The following is an 18867-nucleotide window of genomic DNA, read 5'->3' as shown; positions in this document are numbered from 1 at the left end:
GAAAGATCGGGTAGCAGTCCCGCTCGCCGTGATGCCGGAAGGCGTTGAGCACTTCGAGGTCGCGAAGGAAGCGTTCATGGGCGAGGAAGTCCCGCTCGCCGTGATGCCGGAAGGCGTTGAGCACACGCGAAGGTCCGTGAGCAGTTCGTGCTCGACTGTCCCGCTCGCCGTGATGCCGGAAGGCGTTGAGCACAATGAGCGCGCATACAGGTTTCTCGTAGGAGCCCTGGGTCCCGCTCGCCGTGATGCCGGAAGGCGTTGAGCACGGTGAAGGTGGCTGACTTCGACCCTCGCCAGGCGAGTCCCGCTCGCCGTGATGCCGGAAGGCGTTGAGCACCGTTGCCATGTCAAACCAATGCACCAACACAACCAAGGTCCCGCTCGCCGTGATGCCGGAAGGCGTTGAGCACCTCGAGCGTGTGCGTCCCACGCACTGGCTGGCAGCGTCCCGCTCGCCGTGATGCCGGAAGGCGTTGAGCACAGATCCACGGCACCGAAGGGGCCCTTCACCTCTCCCGTCCCGCTCGCCGTGATGCCGGAAGGCGTTGAGCACCTGATGACATCAACATCAGTGATTCCCTGTCTGGTCCCGCTCGCCGTGATGCCGGAAGGCGTTGAGCACTAGTAACCGGTGCCGTCCGGGTAGGTGCCTACTGGAGTGTCCCGCTCGCCGTGATGCCGGAAGGCGTTGAGCACGGGCCCACCCGGCTGGCGTTGTCGTCGCTCACCGCGGTCCCGCTCGCCGTGATGCCGGAAGGCGTTGAGCACTCCTCACGCTACCTTATTGCCTTCGCCGCCCTGTACCGTCCCGCTCGCCGTGATGCCGGAAGGCGTTGAGCACAGATTGAAATCCTTCTCGTCGAACATGGGCTTGCGTCCCGCTCGCCGTGATGCCGGAAGGCGTTGAGCACACGACAGCAGAGGAAGTGAGCGAGGCGACGTGCATGGTCCCGCTCGCCGTGATGCCGGAAGGCGTTGAGCACCTTGGACTGGCTGATGCCAAAACCGCGAAGCTGGGGTCCCGCTCGCCGTGATGCCGGAAGGCGTTGAGCACTCCTCGCGTCGCATGTAGCCCCCCCAGCCCTCTCTAGTCCCGCTCGCCGTGATGCCGGAAGGCGTTGAGCACTTCAAGGGTGACAAGGTGCTCGCGTTCGGGTTCGTAGGGTCCCGCTCGCCGTGATGCCGGAAGGCGTTGAGCACCCGTTGAATCCGACCTTGCCCACCTGCTGAACGAGTCCCGCTCGCCGTGATGCCGGAAGGCGTTGAGCACATGGACCCTCCCTGGGAGGAGTACGGGGGTGGTGGTCGTCCCGCTCGCCGTGATGCCGGAAGGCGTTGAGCACGTTGAGGCCGCCTGGTACCCCATGTCGGCCCGCATGTCCCGCTCGCCGTGATGCCGGAAGGCGTTGAGCACCCCAATACGAGCGCGCCCTGTGGCGGGCGTTGCTGGTCCCGCTCGCCGTGATGCCGGAAGGCGTTGAGCACCTGGTGGGCACGGGAGGTATTCCAGGAGTCCCCGTCCCGCTCGCCGTGATGCCGGAAGGCGTTGAGCACCTGAGGACAGTGGGAAGATCAGGTCACCGGCCGATGTCCCGCTCGCCGTGATGCCGGAAGGCGTTGAGCACCGAAAACTCGCGCTCCTCCACCCGGACGGACTCCGGTCGTCCCGCTCGCCGTGATGCCGGAAGGCGTTGAGCACCGCCCTCGCATGGAGACAGCGAGGGGGAGCAGTGCGGTCCCGCTCGCCGTGATGCCGGAAGGCGTTGAGCACTCGCGCGGCTCCTCGCAGAAGAGCTGGCTCCGCTGGTCCCGCTCGCCGTGATGCCGGAAGGCGTTGAGCACCGATCGTCATCGGTGATCGACGTGGTGGTGAAGGTCCCGCTCGCCGTGATGCCGGAAGGCGTTGAGCACTCGCAAACAGATCTCGCACGTCTTGAGATCGGTTCGTCCCGCTCGCCGTGATGCCGGAAGGCGTTGAGCACTATCCCTGCATGCCGACCTTGCACCAGTCGGCAGGTCCCGCTCGCCGTGATGCCGGAAGGCGTTGAGCACCTGTCTGGTTCAACATGACAGCGGCCATGCGACAGAAGTCCCGCTCGCCGTGATGCCGGAAGGCGTTGAGCACTGCATCGCGCCCGCGATAACGCCCGTGAACATGATGTCCCGCTCGCCGTGATGCCGGAAGGCGTTGAGCACGCGGGCACCCTCTCGCCGTGATCACCGACGGTCGATTCGGTCCCGCTCGCCGTGATGCCGGAAGGCGTTGAGCACGAAAGGCGTCGGCGGAACTCGACAAGGTGCTGCGGTCCCGCTCGCCGTGATGCCGGAAGGCGTTGAGCACTTGGTCGGTTGCTCGCGGGAGTTATGCGCGCGGCCCGCGGTCCCGCTCGCCGTGATGCCGGAAGGCGTTGAGCACGGCGCAGCCCACGTAGCCCATGCCGCTGCGGATGCCGTCCCGCTCGCCGTGATGCCGGAAGGCGTTGAGCACAATATCAAGACCCAATTGACCGGGGGTCCATTAGTCCCGCTCGCCGTGATGCCGGAAGGCGTTGAGCACCGCTGGAGCATCGAACATCGTGGACGTTCCAGATGTCGGTCCCGCTCGCCGTGATGCCGGAAGGCGTTGAGCACAGGCCATCGTGATCGTCTAACCAGGACTCCTCGCCAGTCCCGCTCGCCGTGATGCCGGAAGGCGTTGAGCACGATACGGCGCGCGCGGAGGCAGCCCAGTTCAAGCAGTCCCGCTCGCCGTGATGCCGGAAGGCGTTGAGCACCTGAGTGTGACGAAGTCGCCCGCATCTATGCGGAAGGTCCCGCTCGCCGTGATGCCGGAAGGCGTTGAGCACACGATACCGGGGATGACGACACGGGAGCGGAGTTTGGTCCCGCTCGCCGTGATGCCGGAAGGCGTTGAGCACCCGAAATGGCTGCCTCAGTCCATGACGTGGCGGCGGTCCCGCTCGCCGTGATGCCGGAAGGCGTTGAGCACACAATCATTGGGGACACCAACAGGATCGTCGAGGTCCCGCTCGCCGTGATGCCGGAAGGCGTTGAGCACCGGACTACCAGCACCCGCCGCACGGTGTCGCCCGTCCCGCTCGCCGTGATGCCGGAAGGCGTTGAGCACTCCCCGGGCTTGAACTCGCGCAGGGTCAGCAGCGTGTGTCCCGCTCGCCGTGATGCCGGAAGGCGTTGAGCACTGCAGCGACCCAATTAAAATACTCGGGCATTTCCTGTCCCGCTCGCCGTGATGCCGGAAGGCGTTGAGCACGTATCTATCGGGCGTATGTCAAACGTTCTGATGAACGTCCCGCTCGCCGTGATGCCGGAAGGCGTTGAGCACCGCCACGGGGTTCCCTGGATTCGGTTGATGGCGCTGGTCCCGCTCGCCGTGATGCCGGAAGGCGTTGAGCACAGAAACCTTTGCGGCACGGCGTACGAGTTCCTTGACCTGTCCCGCTCGCCGTGATGCCGGAAGGCGTTGAGCACAACATCGCAGTCGCGCTCCCGTCCTTCAACCGCAGTCCCGCTCGCCGTGATGCCGGAAGGCGTTGAGCACTCGTGGAGATGCTGCCGGAAGCCGAGGTGGCAGTGGGTCCCGCTCGCCGTGATGCCGGAAGGCGTTGAGCACAAACTTGTTGTCTGTGACTCAGGGCAGATTGAAGTCCCGCTCGCCGTGATGCCGGAAGGCGTTGAGCACAGCAAGGCGATCGCATTGCTTGAGGCTCAGCTTCGTCCCGCTCGCCGTGATGCCGGAAGGCGTTGAGCACAAGTGGATCGCCCGGAACCAGCACCTCCCGCCGAAGGGTCCCGCTCGCCGTGATGCCGGAAGGCGTTGAGCACTCCGAGCCGCGAGGGTTGAGGATGAGTCCTACCCCGTGTCCCGCTCGCCGTGATGCCGGAAGGCGTTGAGCACCGCAGCTGGAAGTCATCCGCCTTGGCGTACTCGTAGTCCCGCTCGCCGTGATGCCGGAAGGCGTTGAGCACCACGAGATGGGTTCTTGCCGTGGATGGAATTCCACAGTCCCGCTCGCCGTGATGCCGGAAGGCGTTGAGCACCATCACTGGCTCGTCTCGACTCAAGCCGTACCCCCTGTCCCGCTCGCCGTGATGCCGGAAGGCGTTGAGCACCGAGCGAAGTCGCCACCCCCGAGAAACGGAGGTTGTCCCGCTCGCCGTGATGCCGGAAGGCGTTGAGCACGGTTGTGCCGGGTGACACACCTTTTCAGGATCTCCTCAGTCCCGCTCGCCGTGATGCCGGAAGGCGTTGAGCACTGGTGGTGGTGGTGAATGGCAAGCTGCTCGGCGTCGTCCCGCTCGCCGTGATGCCGGAAGGCGTTGAGCACCACCTGCGTATATTACTTTCATCAACGGCGGCGAGTCCCGCTCGCCGTGATGCCGGAAGGCGTTGAGCACCATGAGCCGCTGCCGGACCCCACGGTGCAAGAGTAGTCCCGCTCGCCGTGATGCCGGAAGGCGTTGAGCACCCCGCGGGGAACTGGTTGATCCAGCCAGCGACCGTGGTCCCGCTCGCCGTGATGCCGGAAGGCGTTGAGCACTCCTCCCAGCGCCACTCGTGGAGCACCCATGTAGTCCCGCTCGCCGTGATGCCGGAAGGCGTTGAGCACAGGCCGAGGTGGCTGCTGGCGCCGAGGGCAAGCAGTCCCGCTCGCCGTGATGCCGGAAGGCGTTGAGCACGCGCTGGGCCTCAGACTGGCAGCCACCATGTGCGGTCCCGCTCGCCGTGATGCCGGAAGGCGTTGAGCACGCGCCCCGACACTTGGCGCCGATGATCCGCCACGTTGAGTCCCGCTCGCCGTGATGCCGGAAGGCGTTGAGCACCTCTCTTCCCTCCGAGCACCACTGGCCGGGATGGAGAGTCCCGCTCGCCGTGATGCCGGAAGGCGTTGAGCACCTCATGGCCGGGCCCTTCTGCACCGGGACGATGATGTCCCGCTCGCCGTGATGCCGGAAGGCGTTGAGCACCAGGCGCTCGCGGACTCGGTGGGCAAGCTGCTGCCGGTCCCGCTCGCCGTGATGCCGGAAGGCGTTGAGCACATCACCCCGAGGTGCAGCAAGCCCTCATTGCGGCGGTCCCGCTCGCCGTGATGCCGGAAGGCGTTGAGCACGCACGCGGTGGGTGGGACCGTGTGATCAAGAACATCTTGTCCCGCTCGCCGTGATGCCGGAAGGCGTTGAGCACCTCTCCCGTCGACGCTGGAGGCACCGCCGGTCGTGTCCCGCTCGCCGTGATGCCGGAAGGCGTTGAGCACGGGTGCTGGTGGACTACACCGTTGCCCGGATTCTTCGGTCCCGCTCGCCGTGATGCCGGAAGGCGTTGAGCACCAGCAGGCGTTGGAGGAAATCGACCGGCTTGCTCCAGGGTCCCGCTCGCCGTGATGCCGGAAGGCGTTGAGCACACTACGTGGATGAGCTCAATGCGGGTAACCCGCTGAAGTCCCGCTCGCCGTGATGCCGGAAGGCGTTGAGCACTGGACTGCGCCCCCATCAACCTTCCACTGCCTCTGTCCCGCTCGCCGTGATGCCGGAAGGCGTTGAGCACCGGCTCTTCCTGCCGAACATGCCGAAACGGAAGGTCCCGCTCGCCGTGATGCCGGAAGGCGTTGAGCACCCAGAGGTTGTGCGAAGCCTTCTGTATTCCGTCTGGTCCCGCTCGCCGTGATGCCGGAAGGCGTTGAGCACACGAGATGGCGAGCGCCTACCTGCGACGCCTCAGTCCCGCTCGCCGTGATGCCGGAAGGCGTTGAGCACCTGGTACACGGCTCCGAGTTGGCCGAGCTCTCCCAGGTCCCGCTCGCCGTGATGCCGGAAGGCGTTGAGCACTAGCGGAGGCGGGCCTCATCCGCGACGGCGAAGGTCCCGCTCGCCGTGATGCCGGAAGGCGTTGAGCACGCTGCATCGCCTGGGCCGTCGTCGCCTTCACGAGTCCCGCTCGCCGTGATGCCGGAAGGCGTTGAGCACCAACACTTCGCATCGAGCGCCAGTATATGCTTGCCTTGTCCCGCTCGCCGTGATGCCGGAAGGCGTTGAGCACGATCGAAGCCTTCAACTCTGGCCACCGGGTGGGGTCCCGCTCGCCGTGATGCCGGAAGGCGTTGAGCACGACTTGGCGAACCTGCCCCGCTCGTCCTCGCTCAGTCCCGCTCGCCGTGATGCCGGAAGGCGTTGAGCACCGAGCGACTCCCGGATTTTCGCGCCAGTCAAAAGTCCCGCTCGCCGTGATGCCGGAAGGCGTTGAGCACTTCTGGCGGTTGCCATTGCCCTGCCGGTTGTTCTGGTCCCGCTCGCCGTGATGCCGGAAGGCGTTGAGCACATTAAAGGCGTCCAGTGGGAGCTATGGGGGCAAGGTGGTCCCGCTCGCCGTGATGCCGGAAGGCGTTGAGCACCTGAGCTGGAGGCTACCTGGCGCACAGGGGAGACAGTCCCGCTCGCCGTGATGCCGGAAGGCGTTGAGCACTACTGCATGTAGATGACCTTGCCAGTTCCACGACCAGTCCCGCTCGCCGTGATGCCGGAAGGCGTTGAGCACTTCACCACGCCCGTCCAGTCGTTCCTCCCCGTGGTCCCGCTCGCCGTGATGCCGGAAGGCGTTGAGCACAAGTCTCCATCCACTCCCGTGGCCCTCTCGGTGGGTCCCGCTCGCCGTGATGCCGGAAGGCGTTGAGCACCTGGTGGCGGGCGGCGCCAAGAGGGATGCCGTACTTCGTCCCGCTCGCCGTGATGCCGGAAGGCGTTGAGCACGCAGGTGCCAACCCTCGGCGAGCATCACCACGTCCCGTCCCGCTCGCCGTGATGCCGGAAGGCGTTGAGCACAGGCGGCCGGGCGGTAGCTCGCCGACACGTAGATGGTCCCGCTCGCCGTGATGCCGGAAGGCGTTGAGCACCAGTGGCTCGTTCAAAGGATGCAATTGGTGGTTTCACGTCCCGCTCGCCGTGATGCCGGAAGGCGTTGAGCACCTGTCCGCGAAGCTTTGGCCATGGCCATCGGTAGTCCCGCTCGCCGTGATGCCGGAAGGCGTTGAGCACCGGAACGTCAACTTCGATAAACACTACCAGTGGAGGTCCCGCTCGCCGTGATGCCGGAAGGCGTTGAGCACCGCTTCTGGGGCCTGGAGGTTCTGCACCACGCCAGTCCCGCTCGCCGTGATGCCGGAAGGCGTTGAGCACAACTCCCACCGGAAGCGCAGGCACAGAATAGAACCGTCCCGCTCGCCGTGATGCCGGAAGGCGTTGAGCACAACGGGCGGCCGCTGGCTCGGGTGCTCATCTCCCGGTCCCGCTCGCCGTGATGCCGGAAGGCGTTGAGCACCCGTGACCCTGGAGTTGCTGCGGATGCGATTGGTCCCGCTCGCCGTGATGCCGGAAGGCGTTGAGCACTGTATTCCGGTCCTGATGACCAGTGGATTCGTTTGTCCCGCTCGCCGTGATGCCGGAAGGCGTTGAGCACAATGGCGCCTACGAGGAGGCCGTCCAGGGGTTCATGGTCCCGCTCGCCGTGATGCCGGAAGGCGTTGAGCACCGACCAATCACCGAGGCCCAACGCCCCGTCTCCCGTCCCGCTCGCCGTGATGCCGGAAGGCGTTGAGCACGACGTTCTGTGTCTTCATGCTGTTTCCCCTCTTCGTCCCGCTCGCCGTGATGCCGGAAGGCGTTGAGCACATCGAAGCCACAGGCTTTTTCTCCTCCCCCACCGTCCCGCTCGCCGTGATGCCGGAAGGCGTTGAGCACCGGTGGATGCCGCCGCTGCCGCCGCAGCGTGAACGTCCCGCTCGCCGTGATGCCGGAAGGCGTTGAGCACCGCTCCCCCTGTTGGAACGTGGCGTCGCTCCCCGTCAGTCCCGCTCGCCGTGATGCCGGAAGGCGTTGAGCACCCGAAGGGGCCATTCGACGGGCAGGCGCGGCCGCTGAAGGTCCCGCTCGCCGTGATGCCGGAAGGCGTTGAGCACGCTCAGCTCAGCTACTCGATCACTCACGGTCGCGGTCCCGCTCGCCGTGATGCCGGAAGGCGTTGAGCACCGGCAGACCTGGAGAAGCTGACTAAGACGGCAATCGTCCCGCTCGCCGTGATGCCGGAAGGCGTTGAGCACCGAAATGTTCCTTCTCAAAAGCCAGAGGTTCAGACGGTCCCGCTCGCCGTGATGCCGGAAGGCGTTGAGCACGACAATCTACCCATTGCTGTGGGCCTACCGGCTCAGTCCCGCTCGCCGTGATGCCGGAAGGCGTTGAGCACTTGGAGATGGCCCGCTACAGCACCGAGTGGCTCGGTCCCGCTCGCCGTGATGCCGGAAGGCGTTGAGCACCCCTACAGCAAGGTGGACTTCGCCACCCTGCATCGGTCCCGCTCGCCGTGATGCCGGAAGGCGTTGAGCACGGGCCACCTTCGAGTTGGACGACTTGGTGGCGTTGGTCCCGCTCGCCGTGATGCCGGAAGGCGTTGAGCACAAGGGCCTCGTCATGGCAGACGATCGCCAGCTCGTGGGTCCCGCTCGCCGTGATGCCGGAAGGCGTTGAGCACTCTCGCATTCCGGTACTGCCGAAACAGGTCAGGCCCCGGTCCCGCTCGCCGTGATGCCGGAAGGCGTTGAGCACGTGGGCGCAGGCTCCTCCCAGGGGATGACGCCGTTGGTCCCGCTCGCCGTGATGCCGGAAGGCGTTGAGCACTTGGAGAACATCGCCTTCACGCCCAGGACCAGCGCGGTCCCGCTCGCCGTGATGCCGGAAGGCGTTGAGCACCACGCCCATCTGGTTGTACTGGGCCAGGGCGCCCTGGTCCCGCTCGCCGTGATGCCGGAAGGCGTTGAGCACGCCCTCACCGAGCAGGTAGAGACGTTGGAGTTCACCGTCCCGCTCGCCGTGATGCCGGAAGGCGTTGAGCACCTGGGGATGGCCGCCATGGCATCTACACCTCCAAGTCCCGCTCGCCGTGATGCCGGAAGGCGTTGAGCACTTACCTCCTGGTACGGGTTGAACGTCACTGTGACAAGTCCCGCTCGCCGTGATGCCGGAAGGCGTTGAGCACATGAGGTAGGAACCCACCGAGCTATCCGCTGGGGTATGTCCCGCTCGCCGTGATGCCGGAAGGCGTTGAGCACCCAACGGGTACGCTCCGGCGCAGGGAACGCCTCTGTGTCCCGCTCGCCGTGATGCCGGAAGGCGTTGAGCACGCCATGGGGCGCCGGTACATCTTGAGGATGCGCTCCACCGTCCCGCTCGCCGTGATGCCGGAAGGCGTTGAGCACTGGAGCAGCGAGCCCAGGTTCAGCGCCCAGGAAAGTCCCGCTCGCCGTGATGCCGGAAGGCGTTGAGCACGTCTGTGGCAGCGTTGAGGCGAGCGCCCAACCCAGAGTCCCGCTCGCCGTGATGCCGGAAGGCGTTGAGCACAGCCTGGATTTCGTGACTGGCCTCTGCCTTCCCGAGTCCCGCTCGCCGTGATGCCGGAAGGCGTTGAGCACATCGACGGCGTGGCGATCACGAGCGCGGTCGGCTCGGTCCCGCTCGCCGTGATGCCGGAAGGCGTTGAGCACCGGCTTTCGTTCCGCGCATGCAGGCCGCATCCGCCGTGGTCCCGCTCGCCGTGATGCCGGAAGGCGTTGAGCACCTGACCGTCTACCCGGGACACTCCCTCGCTTCGCAGTCCCGCTCGCCGTGATGCCGGAAGGCGTTGAGCACTAAGCCAGGGAGTGGAGGCCGACCACGAGTTTCAGTCCCGCTCGCCGTGATGCCGGAAGGCGTTGAGCACCATCACTGGCTCGTCTCGACTCAAGCCGTACCCCCTAGTCCCGCTCGCCGTGATGCCGGAAGGCGTTGAGCACTCTCCCGGTACGTCGGGCAACGCGAAAGGGAGCTGTCCCGCTCGCCGTGATGCCGGAAGGCGTTGAGCACTATAGATGCGGGCACGGATGGAGGAGCGGGAGCAACTTGTCCCGCTCGCCGTGATGCCGGAAGGCGTTGAGCACCTCATGAGGCTCCGAGGCAAGAGCACGCGGACGACGGTCCCGCTCGCCGTGATGCCGGAAGGCGTTGAGCACAAGTGGGCAAGGTGATGAAGTACGCCCAGGGGGGAGGTCCCGCTCGCCGTGATGCCGGAAGGCGTTGAGCACATGTCCGCGTCATCGAGTCCCTCGTCAGCCGCACTCGTCCCGCTCGCCGTGATGCCGGAAGGCGTTGAGCACCTCCCTCCACTGTTGAATGATGCGGGCACGGCCAGTCCCGCTCGCCGTGATGCCGGAAGGCGTTGAGCACCAGAGGTTCGCGCGTGACTCTCACTGACTCCGGAGTCCCGCTCGCCGTGATGCCGGAAGGCGTTGAGCACCCTCCTGATAGGCCTCGAGCCGAAGCACGCGGATTGTCCCGCTCGCCGTGATGCCGGAAGGCGTTGAGCACCGCTCCGCACCCTCGTGGCCCAGGGCAAGCTGTAGTCCCGCTCGCCGTGATGCCGGAAGGCGTTGAGCACCGAGCGCGAGAATCTCTTCCTCCTCGCCCACGGCCGGTCCCGCTCGCCGTGATGCCGGAAGGCGTTGAGCACCTCCAGTCCCAGTGCCCGCCGATCCACGAGCTCGGTCCCGCTCGCCGTGATGCCGGAAGGCGTTGAGCACTCGGACAGGTTCGCGTTCTCCCTCGACTTGCGCAACGTCCCGCTCGCCGTGATGCCGGAAGGCGTTGAGCACGATCGCGGGCAAGATCCGCTCCTTGCCGCCCTTGTCCCGCTCGCCGTGATGCCGGAAGGCGTTGAGCACAAGCGCCTCTTGGAGAGGATCATGACCGTGAACGTTCCCGTCCCGCTCGCCGTGATGCCGGAAGGCGTTGAGCACCAGAGGTTCGCGCGTGACTCTCACTGACTCCGGAGTCCCGCTCGCCGTGATGCCGGAAGGCGTTGAGCACCCTCCTGATAGGCCTCGAGCCGAAGCACGCGGATTGTCCCGCTCGCCGTGATGCCGGAAGGCGTTGAGCACCGCTCCGCACCCTCGTGGCCCAGGGCAAGCTGTAGTCCCGCTCGCCGTGATGCCGGAAGGCGTTGAGCACCGAGCGCGAGAATCTCTTCCTCCTCGCCCACGGCCGGTCCCGCTCGCCGTGATGCCGGAAGGCGTTGAGCACCTCCAGTCCCAGTGCCCGCCGATCCACGAGCTCGGTCCCGCTCGCCGTGATGCCGGAAGGCGTTGAGCACTCGGACAGGTTCGCGTTCTCCCTCGACTTGCGCAACGTCCCGCTCGCCGTGATGCCGGAAGGCGTTGAGCACGATCGCGGGCAAGATCCGCTCCTTGCCGCCCTTGTCCCGCTCGCCGTGATGCCGGAAGGCGTTGAGCACAAGCGCCTCTTGGAGAGGATCATGACCGTGAACGTTCCCGTCCCGCTCGCCGTGATGCCGGAAGGCGTTGAGCACGAGAGGTGCCGCCCATGGTGCGCGCGCTGCGAGCGGTCCCGCTCGCCGTGATGCCGGAAGGCGTTGAGCACTTCATGAACAACTGCATGATCGAGGACGTGGTCATGTCCCGCTCGCCGTGATGCCGGAAGGCGTTGAGCACGAGAAGCTCCCGGCCGTGTAGCCCCGGCGCAGGCCCGGTCCCGCTCGCCGTGATGCCGGAAGGCGTTGAGCACCCGTGCGCTTCGAGCTGGGCGAGCGTGCCCCGCTTGGTCCCGCTCGCCGTGATGCCGGAAGGCGTTGAGCACCTGGCAGTCGACTCCGGGTACAACACGAACACGGTGTAGTCCCGCTCGCCGTGATGCCGGAAGGCGTTGAGCACCACTTGGACGGCTCCACCGGATCAGTCGGGGGAGGTCCCGCTCGCCGTGATGCCGGAAGGCGTTGAGCACAGTTGGCTCACACAGAGCCTGCCCGGAACCGACGGTCCCGCTCGCCGTGATGCCGGAAGGCGTTGAGCACCCGTGGGCTCCGTCCTCTACGGCCGACAGCTCTGGTCCCGCTCGCCGTGATGCCGGAAGGCGTTGAGCACGGCACCCATCCTGCCGGCCCGAACTCCGTTCGAGTCCCGCTCGCCGTGATGCCGGAAGGCGTTGAGCACGTGAAGCTGAACGTCACGGGCGAGCCTCGTACAGGTCCCGCTCGCCGTGATGCCGGAAGGCGTTGAGCACTGGTCGATGTCGAGTTCGTGCTGCCGACTGGCCTCGTCCCGCTCGCCGTGATGCCGGAAGGCGTTGAGCACTAGGACTGGAGCCCAGCAAGGCTCGCGTGCCCAAGTCCCGCTCGCCGTGATGCCGGAAGGCGTTGAGCACACAGTCCCTTGGGCGGGCCGACCTTGGGCGGGGCGGTCCCGCTCGCCGTGATGCCGGAAGGCGTTGAGCACGTGGTACACCTCGCCCCCAGAGAGGAGGGCGCGCATGTCCCGCTCGCCGTGATGCCGGAAGGCGTTGAGCACCGTGCCGGGATGAGCGGCAACCGAAGCTGGTGAGGGAGTCCCGCTCGCCGTGATGCCGGAAGGCGTTGAGCACAGGTGGACGTGGGCGGGGACGGCATCGCCTTCACTGGGTCCCGCTCGCCGTGATGCCGGAAGGCGTTGAGCACGAAGCAGGTGGGCGAGCTGAAGGTGGAGGGAGATGGTCCCGCTCGCCGTGATGCCGGAAGGCGTTGAGCACTTGCGGAGAGGTTGAGCTGTGGCGAATATCGAGAGAGTCCCGCTCGCCGTGATGCCGGAAGGCGTTGAGCACGCGAAGGGGAGCCGCGTCCTGTTCCTCGCTCACCGTCCCGCTCGCCGTGATGCCGGAAGGCGTTGAGCACGCGCACCTCGGCGAGCGTCTGCGCGAACCTCTTCAGTCCCGCTCGCCGTGATGCCGGAAGGCGTTGAGCACGACTTTCACCACGCGAACAACAGCCACACCTCCGGTCCCGCTCGCCGTGATGCCGGAAGGCGTTGAGCACGACTCCTTGTAGGCGAGCACTACCCTGGTTCCCAAGGTCCCGCTCGCCGTGATGCCGGAAGGCGTTGAGCACCCCCCCGCTTCACCACTTGGGACGACCACCGGACAGTCCCGCTCGCCGTGATGCCGGAAGGCGTTGAGCACAGCCCAACGCCCGCGCTTTCGAGAGCCACGCCTGTCCCGCTCGCCGTGATGCCGGAAGGCGTTGAGCACTTTCCTCGTCGGCTACCTGCCGATGTCCGCGCTGGGGTCCCGCTCGCCGTGATGCCGGAAGGCGTTGAGCACTACTCCACGCCATAGATCGCCAGCTCGCCGCGCAGTCCCGCTCGCCGTGATGCCGGAAGGCGTTGAGCACCGGCGCTCTCGTCCTCTCCGAGCGAAAAACCACCGTCCCGCTCGCCGTGATGCCGGAAGGCGTTGAGCACAGAACCTGCTTGGTATCCTGATCTCGAATGACCAGGTCCCGCTCGCCGTGATGCCGGAAGGCGTTGAGCACCGGACAGGCCGATGATTAGCACCACCATGCCGAGCACCGTCCCCCTCGCCGTGATGCCGGAAGGCGTTGAGCACGGGCGGCAGAGATTGGCCCGCCAGCGCTCCAGCCACGTCCCCCTCGCCGTGATGCCGGAAGGCGTTGAGCACAGCGGATGGACGATTCTATCGCCTACGGAGAGGCGGAGGTCCCCCTCGCCGTGATGCCGGAAGGCGTTGAGCACAGGCGTCCACCGTCGAAGGGCTTCACGTTGCCGCGCTTGTCCCCCTCGCCGTGATGCCGGAAGGCGTTGAGCACCCGAGCCTGCCTTGCTTTTTCGGTCAATGACGGGTCGTCCCCACTCGCCGTGATGCCGGAAGGCGTTGAGCACGACAGTAGGGAAGCCTATGGCCTTTCGCATCCTAGTCCCCCTCGCCGTGATGCCGGAAGGCGTTGAGCACCGAGCAGGGCGGGCCGTTCTGGACTTGAGCGCGGGGTCCCCCTCGCCGTGATGCCGGAAGGCGTTGAGCACCGGCATGCGACCCCCAGGGTCGATGACATGTCCATGTCCCCCTCGCCGTGATGCCGGAAGGCGTTGAGCACTTGGACACGATGGTGGTGACGCTCCGGCGGCGCGAAGTCCCCCTCGCCGTGATGCCGGAAGGCGTTGAGCACATGCCCGGCAGTCCGACCGTGTCGTCGACACGTGACGTCCCCCTCGCCGTGATGCCGGAAGGCGTTGAGCACGATAGCTGAGTTCGTCTTCCCCGACACTGCCGAGGAGTCCCCCTCGCCGTGATGCCGGAAGGCGTTGAGCACGAAGCGGGGGTGACCTCGCAGGTCGCGGGATACAGTCGTCCCCCTCGCCGTGATGCCGGAAGGCGTTGAGCACTGCATGTCTGGCACCACCACCTCGGCCGAGTAGATGTCCCCCTCGCCGTGATGCCGGAAGGCGTTGAGCACTAGACGAACTTGTGCGGTCGCTGAAGGGTGGGCTCCGTCCCCCTCGCCGTGATGCCGGAAGGCGTTGAGCACGCGACACCGACTCTCTGTTTACCGAGGATGAGCGTACGTCCCCCTCGCCGTGATGCCGGAAGGCGTTGAGCACCCTGGACCGTGGTGCCGCTTCGGGGTCGAGCGACGACGGTCCCCCTCGCCGTGATGCCGGAAGGCGTTGAGCACCCGACGCTCCATCGACGAGCAATCGCATCCGCGGTCCCCCTCGCCGTGATGCCGGAAGGCGTTGAGCACAACTCCACCTTCCCGAAGCTCACGTACACCGTGAAGAGTCCCCCTCGCCGTGATGCCGGAAGGCGTTGAGCACCCGTTGTCGGTCACGGCCGTCAGCCTCACCGACTGTCCCCCTCGCCGTGATGCCGGAAGGCGTTGAGCACGCGCAGATAATCGGTCCGACAGTCGGCCAGACCTGCAAGGTCCCCCTCGCCGTGATGCCGGAAGGCGTTGAGCACGAGCTGTGGCAGCGCGAAGGGGTGACCCCCAGCCAGTCCCCCTCGCCGTGATGCCGGAAGGCGTTGAGCACCGCCAGGCATGGAGCGGATAACCTCCACCTCGGCAGGTTGTCCCGCTCGCCGTGATGCCGGAAGGCGCTGAGCGTGATTGGTACCGCCTTCTCCTCGTGTAGCGCTCAAGTCCCCTCTCCGTGGTGCCGGAGGGCGTTGAGCGAGCCCGGTTGCTCTGCCAACTGGCGCCCAGAGCACGGAAGTTCCCCCGGAGCAATGCCGGAAGGTCTTGCTCCACCGACAACGGCGCACTCAGGGCGCCAGGTGCGGAAGACCCCCATCGCCGTGATGCCGGAACGCCCAGGGGCATCCTCAGCCGGGAGCGATCTCGTTGCCGATGCGCGGAGAGCGGCAAGAGAACCCCACCTCCCATTCCATCCTACCGGAGAGGTAGCATGGTCTGCGGGACTGTGATACAACTCAGGAGGTTGGAAGAACTTTCGAGGCATCAAGGCCCGCCGTGGACATGGGAGGCGTGTTGGGCAGAGCGGTGCCGGATGACACAGCGCCAGAGGAGGCGGCACGAAACAACATGAGCATCATCGAGAAACTTCGGGCTGGCACGAGGTTGCAGGATAAGCGCATGGGACGCGAGCGGCTCGTTCGTGCCGTCGAACTCCTCGGGCGAGTCGTCAAGCTCTGGTTCGACGATGGCAAAACGGGTGGGATGGAAGCGTTCGTCTGCCCTGTTGCGGAGGCAGAGCAGCGCTTCGAACTGCTCTTGGGCGGAAGCTCCGCGTTCCGAGGAGAGAGTCAGGTGGTGCGGTGGGTCGCGGAGAGCCACCGGTTGGCGCACGCCTATCTGTTCAACAGCGCCTTCGCCACAGAGACCTCCCTCATCGATCCGCTGCCCCACCAGTTGATCGCGGTCTACGATCATTTCCTGCGCCAGCCGCGCCTCCGATTCCTCCTGGCCGATGACGCAGGGGCTGGCAAGACCATCATGGCAGGCCTCTACGTTCGCGAACTGCTGTTGCGCAGGCTCGTCGAGCGCGTACTCATCATTCCGCCCGCTGGCCTGGTCGGGAATTGGGAGCGCGAATTGCGCAACCTCTTCCGTCTCAAGTTCCGGATCGTCACCAGCGCGGATGGGCTACGCGAGAATCCCTTTGAAGACCCACGCAACAGCCTGGCGCTGGTCAGCATCGACACTGTTGATCGCTCGAAGATGCGGACCCATCTTCGCGAGGCCCGTCCGTACGATCTTGTCGTCTTTGATGAGGCTCACAAATTGTCGGCTACCCGTGACGCGGATCTCACCGTGCGCGCATCGAAGCGCTACGAACTCGCCTCTGAGATAGCAGCGCAAGGTCGGCACCTGCTCCTGCTGACGGCCACTCCTCACATGGGGAAGGACGACCCCTACTACTTTCTCTGGCGATTGCTCGAGCCGGAGTTGCTGTCCACGCCCGAGGCGTTCAATCGGATGTCCCGGGAGCGGCGCGCACGGTATTGCCTGCGGCGGATGAAGGAGGAGATGGTCCGCTTCGACAGCTCGCCCATCTACCCGGTTCGCGAGAGCAAGACCGTGGAGTATCCGCTCACCCTGGGGGAGCAGGAGCTCTACGAGGCGACGACGCGCTACTGCGAGCTGCACTACAACCGCGCCAAGCAGCTCAACCGCGGGGCTGCGGGCCTGGCCATGAGTGTGCTCCAGCGAAGGCTCGCCTCCAGTACCTGGGCCTTGCTCAAGTCCCTGGAGCGGCGCGATGCGAAGCTCTCCGAGTTGCTGCAGGGGCTGGAGCAGGGGCGGGTCTCCGCGCGGGAGCTCGAGGCGAGGCAGCAACAGCTTCCGCTCGAGGACATTCGGGATGTGAAGACCGGAGATGAGGAAGAGGCCGAGGAGGGGAGGGAGGAATCCGAGCGGAACGATGAGACCCTCGCCAGCGCGACCGATGCGGTCTCTGTCGAGGATCTTCGCGCAGAACTCCAAGAGGTCCGGAGGTTGGTGGGGCTCGCCCGGCACGTCCATGGAGGCCAGCACGAGAGCAAATTCGAACGGCTCTGGGAAGCGCTCGAGGCGCTTCCCGAGGCCAAGGTGCTCATCTTCACGGAGCACCGGGACACGATGGAATTCCTGATTGGACGCCTGGAGGGGCTCGGACTCGGTGGAAGGATTGCCAGCATTCATGGCGGCATGGATTACCGGGAACGCGATCGTGCCGCGGAGTTCTTCCGTGATCCAAACGGAGCCCGGTACATGGTGGCCACCGATGCGGCGGGCGAGGGCATCAACCTCCAGTTCTGCTGGCTTCTTGTCAACTATGACATCCCTTGGAACCCGGCCCGCATCGAGCAGCGAATGGGGCGTGTTCATCGCTACAAGCAGCAGCATGAGGTCATGCTTCTCAACCTGGTGGCAGCCGAGACGCGAGAAGGCCGAGTACTCAAGGTACTCCTCAACAAGCTCGAGCGCATTCGCAAGGAGCTGGGGACGGACAAGGTCTTCGATGTCATCGGAGAGCAGTTTGGGGAGGTGTCGCTGCCGGATCTCATCTTCCGTGCCGTCGTCGAAGGGCAGGACGCAGCGGTGGCGGAGACAATTGACGCCACCTTGACGCGCGAGAAGGTGGAGTTCCACTTGTCCGAGCAGAGCAGGCGTGTCGAGTGCTCTGAGGTACGCAACCTGCTCGAAGCGCTTCGGCTGAAGCAGGAGCAGGCGCAACTCCGGCGCATGATGCCCTCGTATGTACGAGGCTTCTTCGAGAAGGCAGCTCCCCTGGCGGGGCTTCGCATCGAAGGTGACATCGACGGCATCTTCTCGCTCAGCCCGTATCCCGAGAGTATCCGTCGAGCGATGCAGGGCTACCCGGAGGAGCTGCACAATCAGTTGACCTTCAGCCGTGAGCTGGCACTGCCGGCGAAGGTGCTCGCCCCACGAGCCATCTATCTCCACCCGGGAGAGGCAGTCTATGAGGCTGTGACTACCCTTTTCCTCAGCCAGTGCGGAACCCTGGCCGATCAGGGAGGAATGTTCCGCGATCCCGAAGCCAGACAGCCCTACCTGTTCTACCTGGCCAAGGTGCCGGTCCTGAAGGAGCGCCCGGAGAACATGGAGGAGTCCATCAAAGAGACACTCGACGAAGTCATGGTTGGCATTCGACGGTTCGCGGACGGGAGCTGTGAGGAAGCCCCGGCGCACCTCTTGCTCGAAGTGCAGGAGGGTACGCCAGAAGATGCTGATAGCCTCGCGGAAGAGTGGGGCGAGCGAGCGAGTGACACGGCGCCGGTCGAGGCGTTCATCTATGAGCGATTGGGAGCGCCGGCCTTGGAGCGATCGAGGCGGGCGGAGGAGGCGCGCCTCGCGGAGCGGCAGGCGCAACTGCACAGCGCGTACAGCCTTTATGAAGCCGAGCTGCTTGAGCGTCGCGGGCGGTTGAAGGGGGCGCTCGCGAAGGGAGACCCTGCAGCGAAGACGAAGCTGGCGCGATGCGAGGAGGAGTTGCGTACACTCGATGCGCGCCGGGCCGCTTCGGAGTCTTCGCTCCTCGTCGAGGTTGACTCCCTACGCCTGGGGCCCGTGACGATCTACGCGCGAGCATTGGTGATTCCTATGCCGTCCGAGCCGAGCTCGAGGCATCAGGATGCGCAGATCGAGGCCATCGCCATGCGCGTTGCGCGCGAGTATGAACTCCAGCGGAGTGCCAGCGTCGAGGACGTCTCGGACCCTCTCGAGAAACGGGGCTTCGATCTGAAGTCGGTCCGTCCTGATGGAGAGGTGCGCTACATCGAGGTCAAGGGGCGGGCTCGAACGGGAGGGGTGGAGCTGACCGAAAACGAGTGGCTGCAGGCCAGGAATCATCCCGAGCGCTATTGGCTCTACGTCGTCTATCACTGTGACTCTTCACCCGTGCTCCGGTGCGTCAAGGATCCCGCGGGGCAGGGTATGGGCAAGCCCAAGGGCGGTGTGACGATCAATGTGGCTGACGTGCTCGGGTTCGAGTCGGATGAGCATCGGCCTATGGGCGAGGAGGATTGAGG

1 protein-coding gene and 1 CRISPR repeat array (1 of these 2 cut by a window edge) are annotated in these 18867 nt (G+C 65.7%); the gene reads left to right on the top strand.

Annotated elements, in window-relative coordinates:
- Nucleotides 1–14981: a CRISPR direct-repeat array (repeat unit 36 nt; unit sequence GTCCCGCTCGCCGTGATGCCGGAAGGCGTTGAGCAC); it reaches 4618 nt to the left of the window's first position.
- A 437-nt stretch (nucleotides 14982–15418) separates the two neighbouring features.
- The gene (locus KY501_RS24865) at nucleotides 15419–18865 is read left to right on the top strand and encodes a helicase-related protein (protein WP_224365800.1); all 3447 of its coding nucleotides are present in this window, start codon (nucleotides 15419–15421) and stop codon (nucleotides 18863–18865) included.
- The last annotated feature ends 2 nt before the right edge of the window (nucleotides 18866–18867 follow it).

Source organism: Hyalangium versicolor, assembly GCF_020103695.1.
GTDB classification, from domain to species: Bacteria; Myxococcota; Myxococcia; order Myxococcales; family Myxococcaceae; genus Hyalangium; species Hyalangium versicolor.
This window is presented reverse-complemented; position numbering and strand designations above follow the sequence as displayed.

Coding starts and splice junctions, on each gene's coding strand:
- KY501_RS24865 (WP_224365800.1), top strand. CDS start 15,419: ATGAGCATCATCGAGAAACTTCGGGCTGGCACGAGGTTGCAGGATAAG.